Raw genomic sequence first — 18,652 nt, 5'->3', positions numbered from 1 at the left:
CAAGCGATATTAGACTTTGTTGTATCATCTATTTCTGTTTTCATGATACCGCTTTCAAAAGAAGGCGTGAAGAATTTGACCATATTGGTACTTATGGTCTTTTTGGTCTTCACTTTGACTTATGATCTTCTATCCTCTGCCATCCATACATACCTATTAATCGGGCGCCCAATCCCGCCATATTCAAGGTCTAACTTCACCTGCTTATTCTTCTCGAGAAAGTCCAGATACCTACGTGCCGTAACCCTTGCCAGTCCTACGCCCTCGGCTACTTCTTCAGCGGATAACGATTTGTGCTGCTGCATCAGAAACAGCATGACTTGTTTCATCGTCAGTGCTTGCAGACCTTTAGGCAAATCCATTTGCACACTGAACGTAGGTGATTCAGGAATCGGTTCTCCCCCGTTGTTACCGTGTAATAATTGATCCAATTCAACTTGTGATAGTGTAGATTCTTTACCTAATCTACTCTTCATCATTCGGTAATTTTCCAGCGCCTCTCGGACCCGCTCAAACTTAAAAGGCTTCATAATATAGTCCACTGCTCCCTGATGAAGCATCCGCTGGATCGTTGGAATGTCATTAGCGGCCGTAATTACAATCGCATCTGTATTCAACTGTTCATTTCGAATCTGCTGCAGCAATTCGGTTCCATTTTGCCCCGGCATATAAATATCAAGAATAACGAGGTCTGGCTTCAAATCACGAACTCTCTCGATACCATCTATGCCATTGGACGCTGTCCCTATAATTTCAAAGCCGGAAACCCTCTCAACAAATTGCCTATTCACTTCAAGAACCATCGGATCGTCCTCAATCAGTACGACTCTGTACATGAGTTTCTTCCTCTCTTGTGTGCATGGGGAATGTGAGAATAAAGCTCGTCCCCACACCAACCGTGGACTCCACTTTTAAATCGGCCCCGCATTTATTCACAATATTATGGATTAAATACAAACCAATGCCCCTGCTTTCGCCTACATTTGTGGAGAAGCCTCGCTCAAACATCCGTTGTTTGGTTTCCTCACTCATGCCTTTTCCATTATCCTCAACCAAAATTGATAATATGTCATCATCCTGTTCAATGCTGATAAAAACCTCTTTCTTGCCTTCCTTCTGCTTCAGGGCATCAAACGCATTCTCAATCAGATTCCCTAAGATGACCACAATGTCGTGCTGATCCAAATTATCTGGAAATCGTATCAACCTGCTTGCTCGGTCCAAACGAACGTCAACGCCCAACTCTCTGCCGCGGCTGATTTTCCCCAAAAGTAAGCCAGCAGCGCTCTCATTAGTGATTTTGCTCGAGACAAAGCTGCTAAGCTCGGATTGTGCTTCCACAGTTTCGAACAAATAGTCCAGCGCTTTCTGCTTATGATCAAGTTGGATCAAACCACCGATGGTGTGCAGCTTGTTCATATATTCATGATTCTGCACACGAAGCGCATCAACAAATGCCCTTACTCCGGTCAACTCTTCAGCGATTTTCGTCACCTCAGAGCGATCCCGAAAAATAGCTACTGCGCCAACCGTTTGATGGCCTACTTTAATAGGAACCCGATTACTCAAAATATGAGCTGGACCAACATGAAGCTCTTGGTTGTAAATAGCATGATTGAGCTGTAATATTTCTGGAAGTCTCGTATCTGGCAGCACTTCCCGAATATGGCGTCCGAGTACTTCCCCTTCGACTTGAAGCATTTTTTTGGCGTTATCGTTAAAAACCGTAATGTTTTCACGGCTGTCTATGGCAATAACGCCTTCATGCATCGCATTGAAAGTAGCCGTTCGTTCAACGAGCAGCTGCGCGATCTCAGCAGGCTCTAAACGAAACATCTGCTCCTTAATGTGCCTAGAGAGCATCCACGAACCCAAAATACCAAAGAGCAAAGACAAAAATACCGTCACATAAATTTGCCCCCGCATGTCGAGAATGATACCGGTTATTCCCGGCACCAGCTTCCCCGCCAGTACGACTCCTACCTGTTCGTGCTGCTCATTCATGACAGGTACGAAGGCTCTAAGCGCTGTCCCTTGTTCTCCTTTTGCCCTGGAAAGATACGTATGCTCAGCAAAGGCAGCATGCTCGTCCTCCCCCTGCGAAAGCTCCCCGATCCGGGAGGATGACGGGTGTGACCAACGAATGCCGTTCATGTCCATAACAACAATATAATCAACGTCATTAATAATCCGTAGACGTTCAGTGATCGGATTAATTTCCTGCCTTTTGTTCTGTTCGGTTAACCCGCTGATGATAGAAGGCAATTGGGTAACCGTGCGCGCAGTTACAAGCAGTCTCTGTCCAAGCTCTTGTTCCTGTAAGTGAATCACACGGCCTATTAAAATGATACCGCCGATACATATCGCAAATAATACGATACCGAACGACAGGATCGTAATTTTCCAATTCATGCGAAGACCCTTGATCTTCAAAACCTGATCACTCACTTTCTAGCTTTCCGTTTATTTCTAAGATCCTCCTACATTATGTTACACTGAATTTACGATATAAAACAGCTGGGGGTCCGTATGAAAACGTTTGTCGGTATCACTATGTTTCTTTTAATCGGACTCCTGACTGCGTTGGGATTCGGTTTCTCCTGGCAATTTAATAACGGGCCGCTCGCGGGTGATGATGAGCAGATCGGACTCGGCCGACAAACGGTCATTCGATTCAGCTTTAGTGTAGCGGAGAATACACCCAAAGGATTAGCGGCTCAAAAGTTCGCCCAACTAGTCAAAGAAAAGACTAACGACACCATCAAAGTAGAACTATTTCCGAACAGTACTCTGTACAATGAAGCCGATGAAGTCGCCGCTTTGCAGAAGGGCAGCATTCAAATGATTGCGCCGAGTTTCTCTAATATATCCGAGGTCGTTCCTGAATGGATGGCCATGGATCTCCCCTTCGTTTTTCAAAACGATGAGGATGTAGCAAAAGCTTTTCAAGGCAAGATCGGGAACATTTTAATGCGTAAATTAGAACTAAAGGGCATCGTTGGTCTCGGTTTTTGGGCCAATGGCTTTAAGCAAATGACGTCTAATCGCGGTACTCTTGCTCATCCGGAAGATTTTCGGGATTTGAAGTTTCGGATTCTTCCAAGCAAAGTCATTGAATCCCAATTTCGTAAGCTGAATGTGAAGACATTCCCTATTCCCTTTAACCAAGTTTATCGCAGTATGGAGTCCGGTCAGGTAGACGGTGGGGAGAATACGATTTCGAACATCTACTCTAAAAAGATGTATCAAGTCCAAAAATATCTAACCATAAGTAATCATGCTTATCTAGGTTATGGCGTGCTAATGAATAAAGTATTTTGGGAGAAACTATCCGCCGAACAGCAAAAAACGATCAATGATGCCATGCAGGAAACAACGATTTGGGCGAATCAAAATGCGATCGAGATCAACCGTAAACAATGGAACGAGTTACAGCGGATTGGGCAGATGAACGTTCACCTCCTGACCAATGAGGAACGGGATGAATGGCAGCAGGCGCTTGAACCTGTCTATCAAGAAGCTCAATCCTATCTCAGTAAAGAGCTTATGGATGCCGTAAACGAACTCAGACGCGAAAGCACTAAAAAGCAATCGGGATTATACTAGAAAAAGGCGCTGCAGCGTGAGAAGAGACAATCTTATCTCTACTCATACTGCAGCGCCTTACCTATTATTTATGAACAAATTGCCGCTTCATATCGTAAGGAGGCACCGATAACAGGCAATTCATTAACTAAACCAAGCTGTTTAAATACATGCAAGCTGCTATTAACCGTCATCGCATTCATATGAGGATATTTAACAATCAATGCTTCACAAATATCTTTGACCGTTGTGTAACTGCCCTGCTCATATAGAAACGTAAGTATTGCACACCGCTGCGGTGTTAAAGGTATGTTTTTGGCGCGCATCAGCTGCAGCGCTTGATTCAGATCATGTTGTACCATGATGGGAACCTCCTCTTCGATTTATTGGCATTTATATTATTTATTTATGATGACCATTAGCGGTTCAAATGTTGTAAGTAACCTGAAATATCTACGTTCAAGCCTGCTGCCAAGCTTTCTCCAAGCCCTTTATCGGCTCTGTAGAAATTACAGATCGCCAGCAGCTTCGATTTCTCGTGAACAGACGAGAGATCACCTACTAGATTCGAAATGAAATTCGCTTGCTCCTGCTCGCTGAAGCTGCGGAATGTGTCTCCGGCTTGTGCGAAATCATTTGTTTTCGCGATTTTTTGTCTCACAACTGATCCGCCCAGCGGAGCGCTGCTGTCGCGGAATTCAGGCGCTTCTTTCGGTGCATCGGCATGACGAGTCGGCTCATAATTCACACTGCCAGGCTGCTGCTTCATTTGCATAGCGCCATCGCGCTGGTTATTTTGCACGGTTGCATAAGGGCAGTTCACCGGAATTTGCAGGTAGTTGGCACCGAGTCGGTGTCTTTGTGTATCTGGGTAGGAGAAAAGCCGTCCTTGCAGCAGCTTATCTTCCGAAGGCTCGATCCCTGATACCAACACACTTGGCGCAAAAGCTGCTTGCTCCACATCAGCAAAAAAGTTCTGTGCGTTGCGGTTTAACGTCATCGTACCTACTTTTTGCAAAGGTATCAGATCTTCTGGCCACACTTTTGTTGGATCCAGCGGATCAAAATCATAAGAATCCAAATCCTCAGGCTGCAGCAGCTGCACATGCAAATCCCATTTCGGGAATTCGCCGCGATCGATGTGGTCGTACAAATCTCTTGTCGCATGGCTGAAATCCTCGCCCTGAATGGCTGATGCTTCGGCTTTGCTCAAATTGCGAACGCCTTGATGCGGTTTCCAGTGATATTTCACATACACATAATTCCCTACGGAATTAATCCATTTAAACGCATGAACACCGAAACCATTCATTTCACGGTAATTCGCTGGTGTGCCATAGTCCGAGAATACCCAAGTCAGCATATGCGTCGATTCCGGTGTCAGTGACATGAAATCCCAATAGCGGTCGGGTGTCTGAACATTCGTGTCAGGCGCTGGCTTCAAAGAGTGAACCATATCAGGAAATTTCATTGCGTCGCGGATAAAGAAAACAGGCAGATTATTGCCGACTAGATCGTAATTGCCTTCTTCTGTATAAAATTTAACCGCGAAACCACGCGGATCCCGTGCTGTTTCAGGTGACCCTTGACCATGAATAACAGTGGAAAAGCGTACGAATACCGCCGTTTCTTTACCCGCTTCAGCTAGAAAGCCCGCTTTCGTATATCGTTTCATCGAATTTTCAACCGTAAAGGTCCCAAAAGCTCCCGCTCCACGCGCATGAACCACACGTTCCGGAATACGTTCCCGATCGAAATGAGCGATCTTCTCTAATAAGTGGTAATCCTCCAAAAGCGTCGGGCCATTCTGGCCTGCTGTCCGTGAGTTCTGGTTATCGCCTACAGGCGCACCCTGGTTCGTTGTTAAGTGGTTATGGGACATCTGCATTCTCCTTCGTAAGTAAAATTGTGATAAAATAGCACATGACTTATTTAGAATAATTATTATGTAATATCTATTTTATTTTAATTGAGAAGAGTTGTCAATAAGACTTTCTTTTCTAAGAAGTTGAAAAAAGGCCATTAAGTCCCACCGCGCATGCGGGGAACTTAACAGCCTTCAAAACCATTTAAGCCAAAGAACCAATTGTCCACACTACTCCCCCATCAGTAAATACATGAAAAGCGTGCGTTTGACCACCTAGTCCGCATCCAGAAAATCCTGGTACGTCATTTGCTTAAACCCTTCTTTCCAAGGAGAGATAGCTTGCAAATTCTCATAAATCTCTTCCGCCTTTTGAATGCAAACAGATTGGACAATTCGCGCATATTCCATACATCCGGAATCATGAATCATTTGCAAAAAATCCTCTTTCTCTTCCAAAAGGAAATCTATGGTAATTTCACCCTCATAATAGGCCTTCAATTGGCTGAATGCCGTATCTTCAATGGAAAGTAAATACAACACAGGAAGCGTTCGTTTCCTTCCAATCAAATCGTTTTTCACATCAAACCGAATAAGATCTCTCATATCATTTTGAATTTGATGAATAAGGCCGATACAGTCAGCTAATTGATGAATCTGTTCAATCGTTTCTTCCGAGCATTCTAAAGAGGAATAGCCCAAGAAACAGGCAAGCCGATATAAGGAACCTGATTTCTCTTGCGTCATCATCAGATAGTCATCTATGGTTGATATTGTATTGGTTACATCTTTTTGTTGGCCATTAATCGATCTCGAAATGATCTTACTTACCTCGACTAGCATCTTATCTTTGACCTGCAAGTGCCCCAATTCACCTATAACTCCCATGAACAGCGCCATAACAGCATTCAACGTAATGGCTTGTGGACATTGCATCCATGGCTTACTCCCTTGATCTTGATCCTGCAAATCATCCATAATGTCCAAAGTGAGAATGACCAGTTCCGTCACCGCAGCAAGTCGATGAATGTGCGGCGAGTCTCCTCCTAACATCATGTGCGTGCAAATCGTGATCTTAGACCATGTACAGTTTTCCTTTTCTTTGTCATCTATAAAAGATTTAAGCAGAGTATTTAAATCTTCTACATAAATATAGTCATCAATAACACGATGCATATGCTGCTGGATGTCCTGCATCATTTCCTCCCCTAAGTTTGCGTGTAATATTTGCTTTTAATAAACTTTTCTAGGGCTTCTGTTCTTGATTTAGCGCCCCATTTGTCGTAAATCTTGCGTAAATAATTATCGACAGTTCGCTTACTCATAAAGATGCGTTCCGCAATTTGATCGTGAGTCGCTCCCTTTACCAACATGTTCATCATGAGTACTTCTTCCTCTTGTAACACACAGTCATCCTTCGTATATTCTCCACTTATTTGCATCTGGTGAAAGAATGATAACGGCAGCATCGTGTGGCCATCCAAAATACAATTCACCATATTTTTAATTGTTCGTTCGCTCGACTCCTTCGATAGAACGCCGCTTACTTTGATTTCGATTAATTTATTTAAGATACCCGTCACATCGATTCCCGTAAAAATAACAATATGCATATTCGGATAAATGTCCTTTAACTGAGCAGCGACTTCTGTGCCAGATAGATCAGGAAGTTGATAATCTAGAAATACGAGACCAGGTTCATGCAGCTCCACTTGTTCCAAGCATTGTTTGGCATTAGAGACAACGCCGATAACTTCAATCCCATCGATCTCTTCTAACAAAGATTTGGTCGCACGTGCAAATAAAGGATGATCGTCGACAACCAATGTCTTAACGACTTCAATCATGCTGAAATCACCTCCTCGATGGGTATCGTAATGATAAACTTCGTTCCGTTTCCTTTTTGTGTGTTGAGCTCAAAGTGTCCACCCACGTGCAAGACTCTGCTTCTCATTTGTTCGATCCCCATGCCTGATGCGCCAATCTCCAGGTGAACTTCGTCTCTGTCATGAAATCCCACTCCGTTATCCTCATAAATTAACCAGAAACGAAAATCTCTTTCCATGATATGGAACTTAACTTTGGAAGCCTGCGAATGTTTTTTTGCATTATTAAGCAGCTCTTGGACGATTCGGAATATATGCCGTTTCGTAAGCAAATCTTTAGTTTCGATGACAGCAGCATGACCTGTTAGAAATTCAAGCTCAAATGGCGTTGTATATGACTCCTTTTCCAAGTACATCTTCAGCGTTTGAATCAGACCGACCTCTTTTAGCAAATGGGGATTTAACTCAAAGCAGCTTTGGCGAAGGCTGGCATTAATCATTTCCACAAAATTATTCATGTTTTTCAATTGTACCTGATCTTCTTGATGCATCGTTGACTTATCTGCGAGCGTGGATATTCTTCTTTTGAGAAAGAAAAGATCCTGCATCGTTGTATCATGAAGATCGCTAGCAATCCGAATTCGTTCCTCTTCCTGAAGTTCAAACATCACCTTACGAAACCATTGAATATCCTGCGCTGCGTTTTCACTAGGAAGCTGGGAAGCAAATTGGTGCAACCTGGCTGTTAACTTGCGGATCAAGTGGACATTTTCCAAGCTAACTTCCAAATAGGTTGTAATTAGCTGCAGCCACTGCCGCTCTTCCTTCGCAAGCAATGTGTTCGTTTTTTTGCGTGTCATAATCAAATAACTCGTATACTCTTCATGGCTATTCATCTCCATGCATGTATAAAGTGGATGATCGAGCAAGGATGACAAGTTGACAAGCTGCTGAACTTCTGAAGTATCTATTTCCCCTTCGTAAATGATCTCGGTATCGTTCTTATACTGGAACACAATGGCTCCACCCATCACCTGAAGTGTACCAACAATATCCACGAGGATAATCTCTTTCAACTCACGGAAACTGGAAATGGTCCCAAGGTTTTTGGAAATTTTCTTCAAAGCAAATTGCAGGGCGTATTTTCTTGGGAACAAAAACGGTTCAAGCCGCGTTGTCCAATACTCGGCTGCATACAGAACCGACGAAACAAGAATAATGGAACCAATGAATATGAATAAAATTTGTTTATCATCTACTTCTTGGCCAAATAAGAAAACGTAGGCCCCTGTAAACAGGCTGACGGGAATGATCGCCATTAAACTAGCGAACATAAAACGCCTGATAACAAGCCCAATATCATACAACTGATTGGAAGCAATCAAATAGGCAAATGAAATGGGGAAAACCAAAATAAGCCCGCTTGTATACCTTCCATTTAAAATTTGTTGTCCCGTAATTAATTGAGGAATTAAGGAGAAGCAGATGACCGGTAAAAAAGAGATCAACAATGACAACCATACACTCTTAATAATGCTCGACACGTAGGATTGTTGTTTTCGAACTTTAGCATGCAGAAATGTCAAAACACTCATATTGAAAACAAAGCCAATAATGAAAAAGACTAAGGTTACGGAGCCATCATAACGAAACACCTTGGCCATCGGAGGATAAAAGTATAGGCTTCTTATAGCAAATGCTATGATTACGACGGCATACAAATATTTTAAAATTCGAGTTGGCAATTCCATATTGCCTTTTTCCTTGAAAAAGATAACCAAAAAATGCAAAAAGATAATCGGCAGAGCCATCATAAAGCTGGCGATCAACAGCTTTCCAATAACATCTCCCCTTACAGAGGCACCCAGACTCATATAAATGATAGCCATGGTTAGAAAAACAGCTGCGAGCAGCTTGGCTGATGGAGAACGGCGCATTTTCATAAAAAGCAAAACAGCCATGAACAGACATACACCTTCCTCTACTAACGGAACCATATCGTAGAAGGTAGTGCTATTCCTGTTTACCACTATTTCGTACTCAAGCCCGTCTCTTGAAATCAGTAACGAGCGAGCTTTCTCTATCGCTTTCCATTTTTGAATGGTCGGAGATTCATCAGGAAGCTTGCCATCCACTTGCTTGACGATATCCCCAAGCTTGAGGTTTAGCTTTGCACTCGCGCTTTCCGGAGTCATCTCCTTGATCACCCATTGTTGTTGTGGTGTCAATTCGACATAAATCCCGATATAAGGGAAATGAAAGGTAATGAACGAGCACCAAATCTGCAATACAATGAAAATTGACACACACAATCCTATTGCATATTTATTTCTCATCCACCATCATCCTCCATTTATTTGCTATAATACATGTGTAGTCCAATCGTATAAGAAAGAAGTGATCCTATGCCGGTCATCCAGTTAACCCCGAAATTGCAGCAAGCCGTTCACATGTTAAAACGTAACGAATTGCGCGAAGATGCAAGCCCTTTCTTAACTGAGCTATCGTTATCTAAAGTAGAATCTGCCGCAGCGGTTAGAACCTTTAATCGTCCAGCAGAGGCTAGGCAGAAAGATCTAGTAAAACTCGCAGGTGATTGGTGGTAAACTCTAGTATTATTTTACCAAATTAAAAAAGGATTGTATAATTAGCCTCCCGCTAATCATGCAATCCTTTTTTTCGTCTTCATGCAAATGTTTTTGCATGTTTTACACAAGAATGAAAAATAGGTTGAAATCAGTGAAATGATTTATGTGATGCCCTCGAAACAAGTTAACTTTATGATAATAAGTATATATATGGAAAACCACACTTGATTCTTTGTATGGATGAGAAGAAAGGAGTTCAACGGTATGAAAGATAAAATAATGAGCCGATGGAGTACCTATGAGCCCTTCTATATCGAACTAGCTGATAAAAAGATCGTCGATATCGTTATCACGCATCATGCCCATAGTCGATGGATCTCTCGTGTGGAAGGTGAACCATCAAAGCTTGAGGATATATGTAAGTACTTGTGGGATAAGCTTAAGAGTGGCAAAATAGCACCGTATTACCGCAAGGAAGAAGAAGTATACGTTATCGACGATGATTTACTAATGGTCGTGCAATTTACTGAAGTAGAGAAAGAAACCGATCTAACTGGCAAACCCTTACATAGAATGATTGTCATCACCTTCCTCGGATTTATGTCTAAAACCATGGAATTGCGTGACTTACGTACCTATTATTCTTGGCTGCGCCATTCCAGAAGAATGACGCTAATGAAGAATAATAGGAAAAAAAGATAATCCAAAAAAACGCTGCGGCGCAGGGGAGAAGAACTACTCCCATGCGCCGCAGCGTTTTAATTTAACCCCTAAGCCGTCCCGAAGGTGACGCCCAGTTCCCGAAGCCGCTTGCGGTACGCGATGCTCAAGCGATCTGTATTCAGATGCAGCTCCGCCTGAAGATCGAGCGGCAGCAGCTCTGGCTTCTGGTTTTCGACCATCTCACGATCCTGCTCAATGAGCAGATCCTGGAACTGAACGAAAACCTCGTCAGGTTCCTCATATGCATAGTTCCTCTGCTTCAACATGAACGCTTTGCTCATCTGCTCCGTTTCCGGCAGCACCATCAAGAACAACCGGAAGATATGATCCGTATCGCGATCTCTTTTGGTAAAAGCAACACAGAGCGGACCGAACACTTTGTATACGTATCGGCTATGTACGCCGCGCCCCGTTCCATCCGGATCGGGTTGATAGACGACGATTTCCTCTGAAGTAAGGACACCGCCCTCCTCGTAAACCTGATAATCCCCAATTTCAGCGAATTCACTATCACCTAGCAGACCCTCATGTACAAACATCAAGTGGGACACGTCGAGGAAGTTCTCTATGATACGAGGTCCTGCAGCTTGCAGGGTATAAGGTCCCATAATGACTTCTTTGAAGCCGTCAGGGATAAAAGCACTCACTTTTGGAAGAGAATGAACCGGTGTACCTAAGCTCACCCAGATGAAACCGTGCGCTTCTACACATGCGTAGACGAACGCTTTCGCCTTAGACGGAATCGCTCGATCAGCGGGCAGAGACGGAATTCGCGTACAAGTACCGCAGCCGTTGTAGGACCAACCGTGGTAAGCACAGACGAGTTCATCCCCCTTCACTTTGCCCAGTGATAATGGTACTCCCCGATGAATGCATAAGTCCTTGAAGGCGTGAACACCATGCGAAGTACGGAATACAGCCACTTTTTCACCTAACACTATTACAGGTATAGGTTTTTCTAGCAGATCTGACGACAACAACACCGGATGCCACTCGTCAATCAAAGCAATATCTTGTATCGTCATCGTCCTAACGTCCTCTCCTACTTATTTAGGAATGACTCCTTTAATGCCTTTAACAAACCAGGTTGTGCCCAAAATCTCTTCGTCCGTCATCTTTTTCCCCTGTTCAAAACGTGTCTTGCCATCTTGATCCACGATAGGTCCTTGGAATACTTCGAAGGTACCGTTCAAGATATCTTGCTTCTTCTTCTCAACAAGGGCTTTAACGTCGGCTGGCACATTTTTACCTAGAGGAGCTATATCTGTAATGCCTTCTTTCATGCTTCCGAAATACGCGCTAGATTTCCAAGTCCCATCCATGACACTTTTAACTGTCTGCACATAGTAAGGTCCCCAGTTCCATTTCGGGTTAGAAATATACGTCTCCGGCGCAAATCGGCCCATATCCGAATCGTTTCCGATCCCCCAAACCTTGCGTTCCGCTGCCGCTTGAATACTTGCAGGTGAATCTTGGTACGCAGCCAAAACGTCAACGCCTTTATCCAGCAAAGAAATCGCAGCTTGCTTCTCTGTCGCCGGATCGAACCAAGTATTGCTCCAGACCACAGACACATCAATGTCCGGATTAACGCTTTGTGCGCCAAGGGTAAAAGCATTAATGGTATAAATAACTTCTGGGATTGGGAATGCACCGACATAACCCATGTGATTGTTCTTGGTCATTTTGCCAGCCGCCATACCAACGAGATAAGCACTTTGGTATTCGCGCCCCATGTATGTCCCTAGGTTAGGCAGTGTTTTATAACCAGTTGCGTGGAGGAATGTGACCTTCGGGTGCTTTTGAGCTACATTGTACATCGGGTCCATATAACCAAAGGACGTTCCGAAAATAATATCGTTCTTCTGTGCTAACTCTTCAAAAACACGCTCCGCATCAGGGCCTTCAGGAATATTTTCAACCGTTGTCGCTTTGATGCCGAGCTCTTTTTCCAACATTAAACGGCCTTGATCATGCTCGTAGGTCCAGCCCCCATCACCGGGAACACCGATATAGACAAAGGCAACTCTAGGCAGCTTTTTCTCCACTGATGACGGCGTTGCGTTGCCAGCTTGGGTTGAAGCAGGGGATGCATTAGGTGCGGTCGTGGTGCTAGTCGTAGTTGATTGTCCAGAGCAAGCGGTTAGGATCATAAGTAAGATAGCTGTTAAGGAGAACATCAGTTTTTTTGTCATAATGGCTTCTACCCCTCTCTTTTTATCGACAAACCACATCTTTCTACAGCTCTGAAAATGCCTTCATAGCCCGTGCATCGGCATATATTGCCGCACAGTGCCTCTTCGGCCTCCGCCCTAGTCGGGGTAGGATTCTTTTCCCATAAAGCCGTAAGCGTGACGACCATACCAGCGGTACAATAACCGCACTGCAGCCCTCCTTCCTCTAACATCGCTTGCTGAACGGGATGCAGCTCTTCCCCTGCCGAAATCCCCTCAATGGTCGTTACTTCCTTACCCGCCGCTTGATAAGCCATGAGCAGACAAGAATTAACGGGTTTACCATCAAGCAGTACCATGCAGGCACCACATCGTCCAATCTCACAAGAAATTTTGGTTCCTGTTAAAAGCAAATCATCGCGCAGGATATCCGACATCCGTTTGGAAGCAGGAACCGGTACTGCGACAGCCTTACCGTTAATGGAACATTCAAGCACATAAGTTGTATTAATCAATGGCCTCCACCCCTTCTAACCAGTCGATGGACTGCACGATGTTTTCCGGTGAAATCGGAAGTCGATTTACCCAAATACCTGTTGCTTGCCGGACCGCTGCGGTAATGGCCGGGGCCAAACCGACCGAACCGATTTCGCCAACCCCTCGCGGGCCAAATGTATCGCCCTCGGGCAAATCTTCGATCGCTTCTACCCTAATGGTATAAGGGCTATCCTTGAAGGTTGGGACCAAGTACGTGTCCAAATTATGCCGGACGTAATTGCTGTCCTTCATGACGGCATCCTCAGTTAACGTGTATCCCAGCGCCATCACGCTGCCGCCCTCAATCTGTCCGAGGAACCCCATCGGATTAATGACAGGACCTGCTGCAATGACGTGATCGGTTTGCAGCACCTTTACTCGCCCCGTCAGCATGTTCACTTCCACTTCCACGATGACGGATGCGTAGGAGTATAAATAATGAGCGCCGACCAGCCCTTCCGGCGTCGTCGGGTAGTCGAACTCCGTATGCGCGATGATCGGCTTGGCTGCTGCCTCCGCCAACTCCGCATACGTCACAACCGGCTTACCCGATTCATTGCCCTTGCGATGAATTCCGCCTGCGCCGGTTGCCAGCTCTTCGGCTGCGTGGCCGGCGAGTGCAGACGCCTGCTGAAGCAGCGCCTGCACGAACGGCGGCTTCAGCCGCTGCAGTGCGCGCCACATCATCGTGGTGGCGCGCGAAGCGGTGCTGGATCCGCTGCTCGGCACGCGATCCGTATCGCCGATGACGATGCGGATGTCTTCGGCGGTGCAGCCGAAAAAGTCTTGCAGCATCAACGTGAGTGCTGCATAAAGCCCTTGCCCGAACTCCTCGAAGCCGAAGGAGGCCTGGATCTTGCCCTCCGGCGTAAGCTCGATGCGTCCGCCGGAGTGATCCGGGATGCCTAGGCCGAGCCCGGCACCGTGCATCACCATTGCTGCGCCGACGCCTAGGCGGAGCCACGGGGCTTGATCTTCGCCCTTGCCTTCCCGCTCTTCAGCCTGCAGCCTCTCCGTTTGATCTCGCTGCTTCACTCCCTCGCCTTCCCGCTCCAGCTTCTCGCGCTTCGCCCAGAGCGGCGACTCCTTCACCTTGCTCCACACTTGGCTTGCGCCCTCGGTTTGCACAATCTTCTGCCCCATCGGCCCCGGGTCTCCCGGAGCACGCAAATTCAGCTTGCGCAGCTCCCAGGAGTCCATTCCGAGCTTCTCGGCTAACCGCTCGATTTGGCTCTCAACGGCAAAAATCACCTGATTTCCGCCAAAACCCCGAAACTCACCGGATACGCCGTTATTCGTATATACACTCGTCCCTTGAACATCTACATTCGGAATGTTATAAGGTCCTATCGCATGTTCCGTAGCAAAATTCAATACCTCACAACCCAACGTTGCATAGGCGCCTGTATCCGCAAGAATGCTGACTTGATGTGCGACAAAACGTCCCTCTTGATCCACGCCGGTCTTCATCTTAATCCGCATCGGATGCCGTTTGATGCCAGATATGACCGATTCACGACGCGAATTGTGCATTTTAATCGGAGATCCCGTCTTCAGTGCCATTAGGGCACCGAAGGGCTGCACATTGAGTTCATCCTTACCGCCGAACGAGCCGCCGATCGGACTGGATACTACCCGAATCTGCTCCTCAGCCATCCCTAGAATCCTTGATAGCTGCATCCGATCCTTGTAACCATGCTGCGTCGGCGAGTAAACCGTCAATCGGCCATCATCCTCTGGGATAAACAAGCCGCCCTCCGTTTCCATATAGGTGTGCATTTGACGAGGCGTAAAGTACGTCTCCTCAACAATATGTACACACCCCTCGAACGCTGTTTCTGCCTCCCCATGCTTCAAGCTGGTTCGATGAAGCAGGTTGCCATCGGGATGTAGCCTAATCGCACCTGCGTCTAGCGCCGTTTCTGGATCATCTACAACAGGCAATGGCTCATAAACAACCTCGATTAAGCTAAGTGCATATTCAGCGATCTCTTCCGTATCCGCAGCTACCGCCGCCAAAGCGTCCCCAATGTAGCGAACGCGATCATGACAGAAAACAGGCTGATGCGGGAAGGCAATGCCGAATAAATTCATCCCAGGCACATCCTCTGCCGTTACCACGACGCGCACACCCGGTGTCATTATCGCCTTGCTTGTATCGATGGAAAGAATCCATGCATGAGGGTAACGACTGCGAAGCACCTTCCCATGCAGCATGCCGGGTGCTGTTAAATCCGTGAGATATCGGAGCTTTCCGGTTACCTTCTCTTCACCGTCAGGTCGGATAATCCACTTTTTTGCATACGTTTCACGACCTAGGAGCATCCGCTCCGCCCCCTTTTTGCCACGCTTTATAGCACTCAGAAACGATGAGATTGGCCGCTGTCTGCTTGCGATAAGTAACCCCAGCATAATCATCAGCCACAGCATCAAATTCCGCGAATACTCCCTTATGCAGATACTTCAGAAGCTCCTTGGATAATGGTTGGCCAATGGAAGCAGCTTCCAAATCCTTAAACCTTGCTGGAACAGCGCTTCCTCCACCCGCAGCTAACGCAATACTAGTAAGGGTTCCATCCTTTCCTAGAGACAGCCTTCCAGCTACCGTTACAACCGATGGGGTGAACGCTTCTCTTCGTCCCACCTTTAGATAAAACTCATACTTACTCTCCTCTTCCAACTGAGCCGATGTTGGCACCACGATCCCTGTCATTACCTCGTTCTGGGACGAAATCTGACTTTCCAGCCAATCCGTCAGCGCCAGTGAACGTTCATTCTGTCCATCCGAGCAAATGATTTGCGCATCCATGACAAGCAATACAGGAATGAGATCCCCCGTTCGTGACATTACGTTACCTCCGATTGAGGCTAAATTCCGTACAGAGGGCGCTGCGATCTCAGAACAGGCTTGAACTAGGAGTCCGCAACTTTGCAAAACCAGCTTATTTTTCATCAAATCTGCTAAACAAAGAGCTGGCCCTATATGAATGTTTCCAAGAGAATCGACCGTTAATCCCGATAGAGATGAGATTTTACCAAGGCTAATCAGATGCTGTGGGAGCGGTGAAAGACCGTTTTCCCAGCGAGTGCGGAGCCAGGTGCCCCCAGCAATGAGTACCGAGTCATCTCCCCATTTATGCTTCATACGCATGGCTTCCGCTACGCTTGTAGGCTGCCATACTGAAGGCTGCTGCTCTGGCAGCTGGTACAAAGGAACAGACATGTACAACCCTCCTAAGAGTTTTTCTTTAGAAAAACTTACATCGTAAGCGTTACTGCGTTTTACGTTAGAAACTTACTTCGTAAACGAGACTATTTTCCGAGAATACTTACTTCGTCACCGTTACTGAGCACTTTTCATTGAAACTAACTGCTTTTGAGGAACGACAAGCCTCTATTTCGGAAACAACGCCCTAATCAGCATTTTCAGAGCAAATAACGCATCGTCGTTCCCCTCGGGCTTATCCTTACAGCTATCCAATCTTTATTCCCTCAAACTAGCCCCCGAATCACCAAATCCAGAATAACCAGCATCAATCCTTACACCCCAACCGTTTTTCAAAAAGCCATCCGCATATAAATTAGATATACTATAAACAATATCCAAAAACTGCGTCAACTAACTTAACGCGATTTTGTGTTTTTGTATAAAAAAATAGCGCATTATTAGTAATAATGCACTCATTCCGTTTTTTATGTTATTTAAGTTCACATATATTGGTGCGAAAATATTTTTTTAGCCTGTTCATAACGATCCAATGTGTCAACATCCATAAATTTCAACTGGTTTTCCTCTTCCACAATTTGGCCGCGGTACACTGGCAAGTGAAACAAGGATCGCGCTCCGGCATCCCCTTCCAAAGCAGCCGCCGCTGGCCACATCCCTCGCCCCAAAATAACAGGAGGCTTCGGCATCCCCTTATCCCCGCTGGCGATATAATCGTAACCCGCTTCCTTATTAAACGCATTCGTAAGGCGAAATAGCATCTGACCATCGACGAAAGGCTGATCCGCCAACAGGACTAGGATGCCATCTGCGCTCATCTCTTCCGCCACCTGGATCCCCGTGCGCAGCGAGTGCGCCATCCCGCTTTCGGCGTCCGCACATATCTCAATACGGCATCTGCCTAATAATATATGCATGTGAGCTTCTTCTGGTAACCAATCCAAGGGATCACCAACACGCACGACAACAACCACACTATGCAGTTCGGAATGTAGAGCTTGCAGCAAAGCAACACCGCCAAGCCGTACACCTTCAGCCATTTCTAACGACTGCTTCGCTGTCCCCATCCGTCTGCTGCTGCCTGCCGCCAAGTACACGCCAATGATCTTTTTCTTCGCAGCGCTCACCATGGGCGGCAGCTTTGGATATCTCGCCCCATGACTACAGAGGAGCCCCACTCTCCAGTCGTGCGAACACCACGCTTAATACGTATCAATTCAGCGACTATGCTGACTGCATTTTCAACAGGGCCTTCTGAACCAATGTTTAAACCAACGGGATAATGCAGCCAATCCGGCCGCTCTAGTCCTTCAAGCATCTTCTCCGTTCGATCCCTTGAACCCATGATACCGAGGTAACGCAGGCTTGACTCCATAGCTCCTCGTACGAATGCTGCATCCTTCTCAAACTGGTGACTCATGACAATGACATAATCCTGCGGATTCAGCTTTAGTTGTTCCACCAATTGCTCTGGAAAAGCCACGACCGTCTCCGATTCCGGAAAACGCTGCGCATTGCAGTAAGCTTCCCGCCAGTCCGCTACGACCACTCGAAACCCAACACTTACCGCCATTTGGGCAAGCGGAATCGCATCTGGATTCGCCCCAAACACAATTACCCTCGGCTTCGGCGTAAACAATGAGGTATACACAGAGTGTCGGTCTGTAGACACATCATCATTGAGATTACACAACGTATACGTTATATTCGAATACCCATCCGAGAATGTACGCAGCAGCTGCACGGCCTCCCCGCGATCCAAGCTTGCTTTGACCACCAGCAGGTTAACAAGCAGCTCCCCGGCAACAGGCTCCAACAGGATACGAATCAACCCGCCGCAACCAATCGTTTCACCCCAGCCGAAATCGTCTGCCGGTCTCATGTCGTACTCCACCATTTGCGGTTTTTGCGACTCCCATACAGCAGGTACGTATGCGGATAGATCCGCTTCCAAACATCCAGGAGAAATACTGCCAAGCGTGCTTTCATCCGCCATCAGCAGCATTACTGCCCCTTGCTTGCGATAAGCATGGCCTTCCACATGAATAACCGTCGCTAATACACGCGCCTGCGCATTACTCTCCACCGCTTGCAAAATGTCATAAGCCTCCATCACTCATCGCACCTCG

General features: G+C 46.2%; 17 protein-coding genes. 3 read left to right on the top strand and 14 right to left on the bottom strand.

All coding sequences use genetic code 11. The features are described from left to right. Window positions 1-119: 119 nt before the first annotated feature. Together AC58UU_RS35655 and AC58UU_RS35650 are read right to left on the bottom strand one after the other, a co-directional pair. A complete protein-coding gene (locus tag AC58UU_RS35655; RefSeq protein ID WP_497322236.1) occupies window positions 120-836 on the bottom strand; it encodes a response regulator in 717 nt (238 codons plus the stop codon). Continuing rightward, window positions 814-2,412 (bottom strand): ATP-binding protein, encoded by a 1,599-nt coding sequence (locus tag AC58UU_RS35650; protein WP_497322234.1) that lies wholly within the window; start codon window positions 2,410-2,412, stop codon window positions 814-816. The genes AC58UU_RS35655 and AC58UU_RS35650 overlap by 23 nt, the downstream gene beginning before the upstream one ends. 117 nt (window positions 2,413-2,529) lie before the next feature. Here AC58UU_RS35650 and AC58UU_RS35645 point away from each other — a divergent pair, with 117 nt between their 5' ends. Continuing rightward, window positions 2,530-3,606, top strand: coding sequence for a DctP family TRAP transporter solute-binding subunit (locus AC58UU_RS35645; RefSeq protein ID WP_497322233.1), 1,077 nt, complete (start codon window positions 2,530-2,532; stop codon window positions 3,604-3,606). 68 nt (window positions 3,607-3,674) lie between these two features. Here AC58UU_RS35645 and AC58UU_RS35640 read toward each other — a convergent pair whose 3' ends face one another. The 5 genes from AC58UU_RS35640 to AC58UU_RS35620 all read right to left on the bottom strand — a co-directional run bounded on the left by AC58UU_RS35640 (window position 3,675) and on the right by AC58UU_RS35620 (window position 9,611). Then, window positions 3,675-3,947 carry a Fur family transcriptional regulator gene (locus AC58UU_RS35640; protein WP_497322232.1) on the bottom strand — a complete coding sequence of 91 codons (273 nt, stop codon included), beginning with the start codon at window positions 3,945-3,947 and terminating at the stop codon, window positions 3,675-3,677. 56 nt (window positions 3,948-4,003) lie between these two features. Next, on the bottom strand, window positions 4,004-5,467 hold the full coding sequence (locus AC58UU_RS35635) for a catalase (protein ID WP_497322231.1): 1,464 nt from the start codon (window positions 5,465-5,467) through the stop codon (window positions 4,004-4,006). 258 nt (window positions 5,468-5,725) lie between these two features. Continuing rightward, on the bottom strand, window positions 5,726-6,649 hold the full coding sequence (locus AC58UU_RS35630; protein WP_497322230.1) for a polyprenyl synthetase family protein: 924 nt from the start codon (window positions 6,647-6,649) through the stop codon (window positions 5,726-5,728). 8 nt (window positions 6,650-6,657) lie between these two features. Then, window positions 6,658-7,296: a response regulator transcription factor gene (locus tag AC58UU_RS35625; RefSeq protein ID WP_497322229.1), complete on the bottom strand. Its 639-nt coding sequence runs from the start codon at window positions 7,294-7,296 to the stop codon at window positions 6,658-6,660. Continuing rightward, entirely contained in the window at window positions 7,293-9,611 is a 2,319-nt protein-coding gene (locus AC58UU_RS35620) for an ATP-binding protein (protein ID WP_497322227.1), read from the bottom strand. Before AC58UU_RS35620 ends, AC58UU_RS35625 begins: the two co-directional genes overlap by 4 nt. Window positions 9,612-9,680: 69 nt before the next feature. On the opposite strand from AC58UU_RS35620, the gene AC58UU_RS35615 reads away from it, so the two are divergent. After that, complete coding sequence (locus tag AC58UU_RS35615) at window positions 9,681-9,881, top strand: hypothetical protein (protein WP_171687688.1); 201 nt, start codon at window positions 9,681-9,683, stop codon at window positions 9,879-9,881. Between the two features lie 246 nt (window positions 9,882-10,127). Then, window positions 10,128-10,565 carry a hypothetical protein gene (locus AC58UU_RS35610; RefSeq protein ID WP_497322226.1) on the top strand — a complete coding sequence of 146 codons (438 nt, stop codon included), beginning with the start codon at window positions 10,128-10,130 and terminating at the stop codon, window positions 10,563-10,565. 68 nt (window positions 10,566-10,633) lie between these two features. Here AC58UU_RS35610 and AC58UU_RS35605 read toward each other — a convergent pair whose 3' ends face one another. The 7 genes from AC58UU_RS35605 to AC58UU_RS35575 all read right to left on the bottom strand — a co-directional run bounded on the left by AC58UU_RS35605 (window position 10,634) and on the right by AC58UU_RS35575 (window position 18,636). Then, window positions 10,634-11,611, bottom strand: coding sequence for a Rieske 2Fe-2S domain-containing protein (locus AC58UU_RS35605; RefSeq protein ID WP_497322225.1), 978 nt, complete (start codon window positions 11,609-11,611; stop codon window positions 10,634-10,636). A 21-nt stretch (window positions 11,612-11,632) separates the two neighbouring features. Then, window positions 11,633-12,781, bottom strand: a complete 1,149-nt coding sequence (locus tag AC58UU_RS35600) for a BMP family ABC transporter substrate-binding protein (RefSeq protein ID WP_497322224.1) — start codon at window positions 12,779-12,781, stop codon at window positions 11,633-11,635. 8 nt (window positions 12,782-12,789) lie between these two features. After that, window positions 12,790-13,275, bottom strand: a complete 486-nt coding sequence (locus tag AC58UU_RS35595; protein ID WP_497322223.1) for a (2Fe-2S)-binding protein — start codon at window positions 13,273-13,275, stop codon at window positions 12,790-12,792. Next, entirely contained in the window at window positions 13,268-15,622 is a 2,355-nt protein-coding gene (pucD, locus tag AC58UU_RS35590; protein ID WP_497322222.1) for a xanthine dehydrogenase subunit D, read from the bottom strand. The genes AC58UU_RS35595 and pucD overlap by 8 nt, the downstream gene beginning before the upstream one ends. Then, window positions 15,606-16,520 (bottom strand): FAD binding domain-containing protein, encoded by a 915-nt coding sequence (locus tag AC58UU_RS35585; RefSeq protein ID WP_497322221.1) that lies wholly within the window; start codon window positions 16,518-16,520, stop codon window positions 15,606-15,608. Before AC58UU_RS35585 ends, pucD begins: the two co-directional genes overlap by 17 nt. A gap of 485 nt (window positions 16,521-17,005) precedes the next feature. Beyond that, the gene (locus AC58UU_RS35580; RefSeq protein ID WP_497322219.1) at window positions 17,006-17,653 is read right to left on the bottom strand and encodes a nucleotidyltransferase family protein; all 648 of its coding nucleotides are present in this window, start codon (window positions 17,651-17,653) and stop codon (window positions 17,006-17,008) included. Then, window positions 17,647-18,636 (bottom strand): XdhC family protein, encoded by a 990-nt coding sequence (locus AC58UU_RS35575; protein WP_497322218.1) that lies wholly within the window; start codon window positions 18,634-18,636, stop codon window positions 17,647-17,649. Before AC58UU_RS35575 ends, AC58UU_RS35580 begins: the two co-directional genes overlap by 7 nt. Window positions 18,637-18,652 lie beyond the last annotated feature (16 nt).

Source organism: Paenibacillus sp. JT22N1, from assembly GCF_059692155.1.
Note: the sequence above shows the minus strand (reverse complement) of the source record. Positions and strands in the feature narration are given on the sequence as shown.

What these genes read in the sequence shown, in the direction of transcription:
- pucD (WP_497322222.1), bottom strand. Translation starts at nt 15,622, where the DNA reads ATGCTCCTAGGTCGTGAAACGTATGCAAAAAAGTGGATTATCCGACCT.
- AC58UU_RS35625 (WP_497322229.1), bottom strand. Translation starts at nt 7,296, where the DNA reads ATGATTGAAGTCGTTAAGACATTGGTTGTCGACGATCATCCTTTATTT.
- AC58UU_RS35655 (WP_497322236.1), bottom strand. Translation starts at nt 836, where the DNA reads ATGTACAGAGTCGTACTGATTGAGGACGATCCGATGGTTCTTGAAGTG.
- AC58UU_RS35610 (WP_497322226.1), top strand. Translation starts at nt 10,128, where the DNA reads ATGAAAGATAAAATAATGAGCCGATGGAGTACCTATGAGCCCTTCTAT.
- AC58UU_RS35620 (WP_497322227.1), bottom strand. Translation starts at nt 9,611, where the DNA reads ATGAGAAATAAATATGCAATAGGATTGTGTGTGTCAATTTTCATTGTA.
- AC58UU_RS35640 (WP_497322232.1), bottom strand. Translation starts at nt 3,947, where the DNA reads ATGGTACAACATGATCTGAATCAAGCGCTGCAGCTGATGCGCGCCAAA.
- AC58UU_RS35635 (WP_497322231.1), bottom strand. Translation starts at nt 5,467, where the DNA reads ATGTCCCATAACCACTTAACAACGAACCAGGGTGCGCCTGTAGGCGAT.
- AC58UU_RS35605 (WP_497322225.1), bottom strand. Translation starts at nt 11,611, where the DNA reads ATGACGATACAAGATATTGCTTTGATTGACGAGTGGCATCCGGTGTTG.
- AC58UU_RS35650 (WP_497322234.1), bottom strand. Translation starts at nt 2,412, where the DNA reads ATGAATTGGAAAATTACGATCCTGTCGTTCGGTATCGTATTATTTGCG.
- AC58UU_RS35600 (WP_497322224.1), bottom strand. Translation starts at nt 12,781, where the DNA reads ATGACAAAAAAACTGATGTTCTCCTTAACAGCTATCTTACTTATGATC.
- AC58UU_RS35615 (WP_171687688.1), top strand. Translation starts at nt 9,681, where the DNA reads ATGCCGGTCATCCAGTTAACCCCGAAATTGCAGCAAGCCGTTCACATG.
- AC58UU_RS35580 (WP_497322219.1), bottom strand. Translation starts at nt 17,653, where the DNA reads ATGGTGAGCGCTGCGAAGAAAAAGATCATTGGCGTGTACTTGGCGGCA.
- AC58UU_RS35645 (WP_497322233.1), top strand. Translation starts at nt 2,530, where the DNA reads ATGAAAACGTTTGTCGGTATCACTATGTTTCTTTTAATCGGACTCCTG.
- AC58UU_RS35575 (WP_497322218.1), bottom strand. Translation starts at nt 18,636, where the DNA reads ATGGAGGCTTATGACATTTTGCAAGCGGTGGAGAGTAATGCGCAGGCG.
- AC58UU_RS35630 (WP_497322230.1), bottom strand. Translation starts at nt 6,649, where the DNA reads ATGATGCAGGACATCCAGCAGCATATGCATCGTGTTATTGATGACTAT.
- AC58UU_RS35585 (WP_497322221.1), bottom strand. Translation starts at nt 16,520, where the DNA reads ATGTCTGTTCCTTTGTACCAGCTGCCAGAGCAGCAGCCTTCAGTATGG.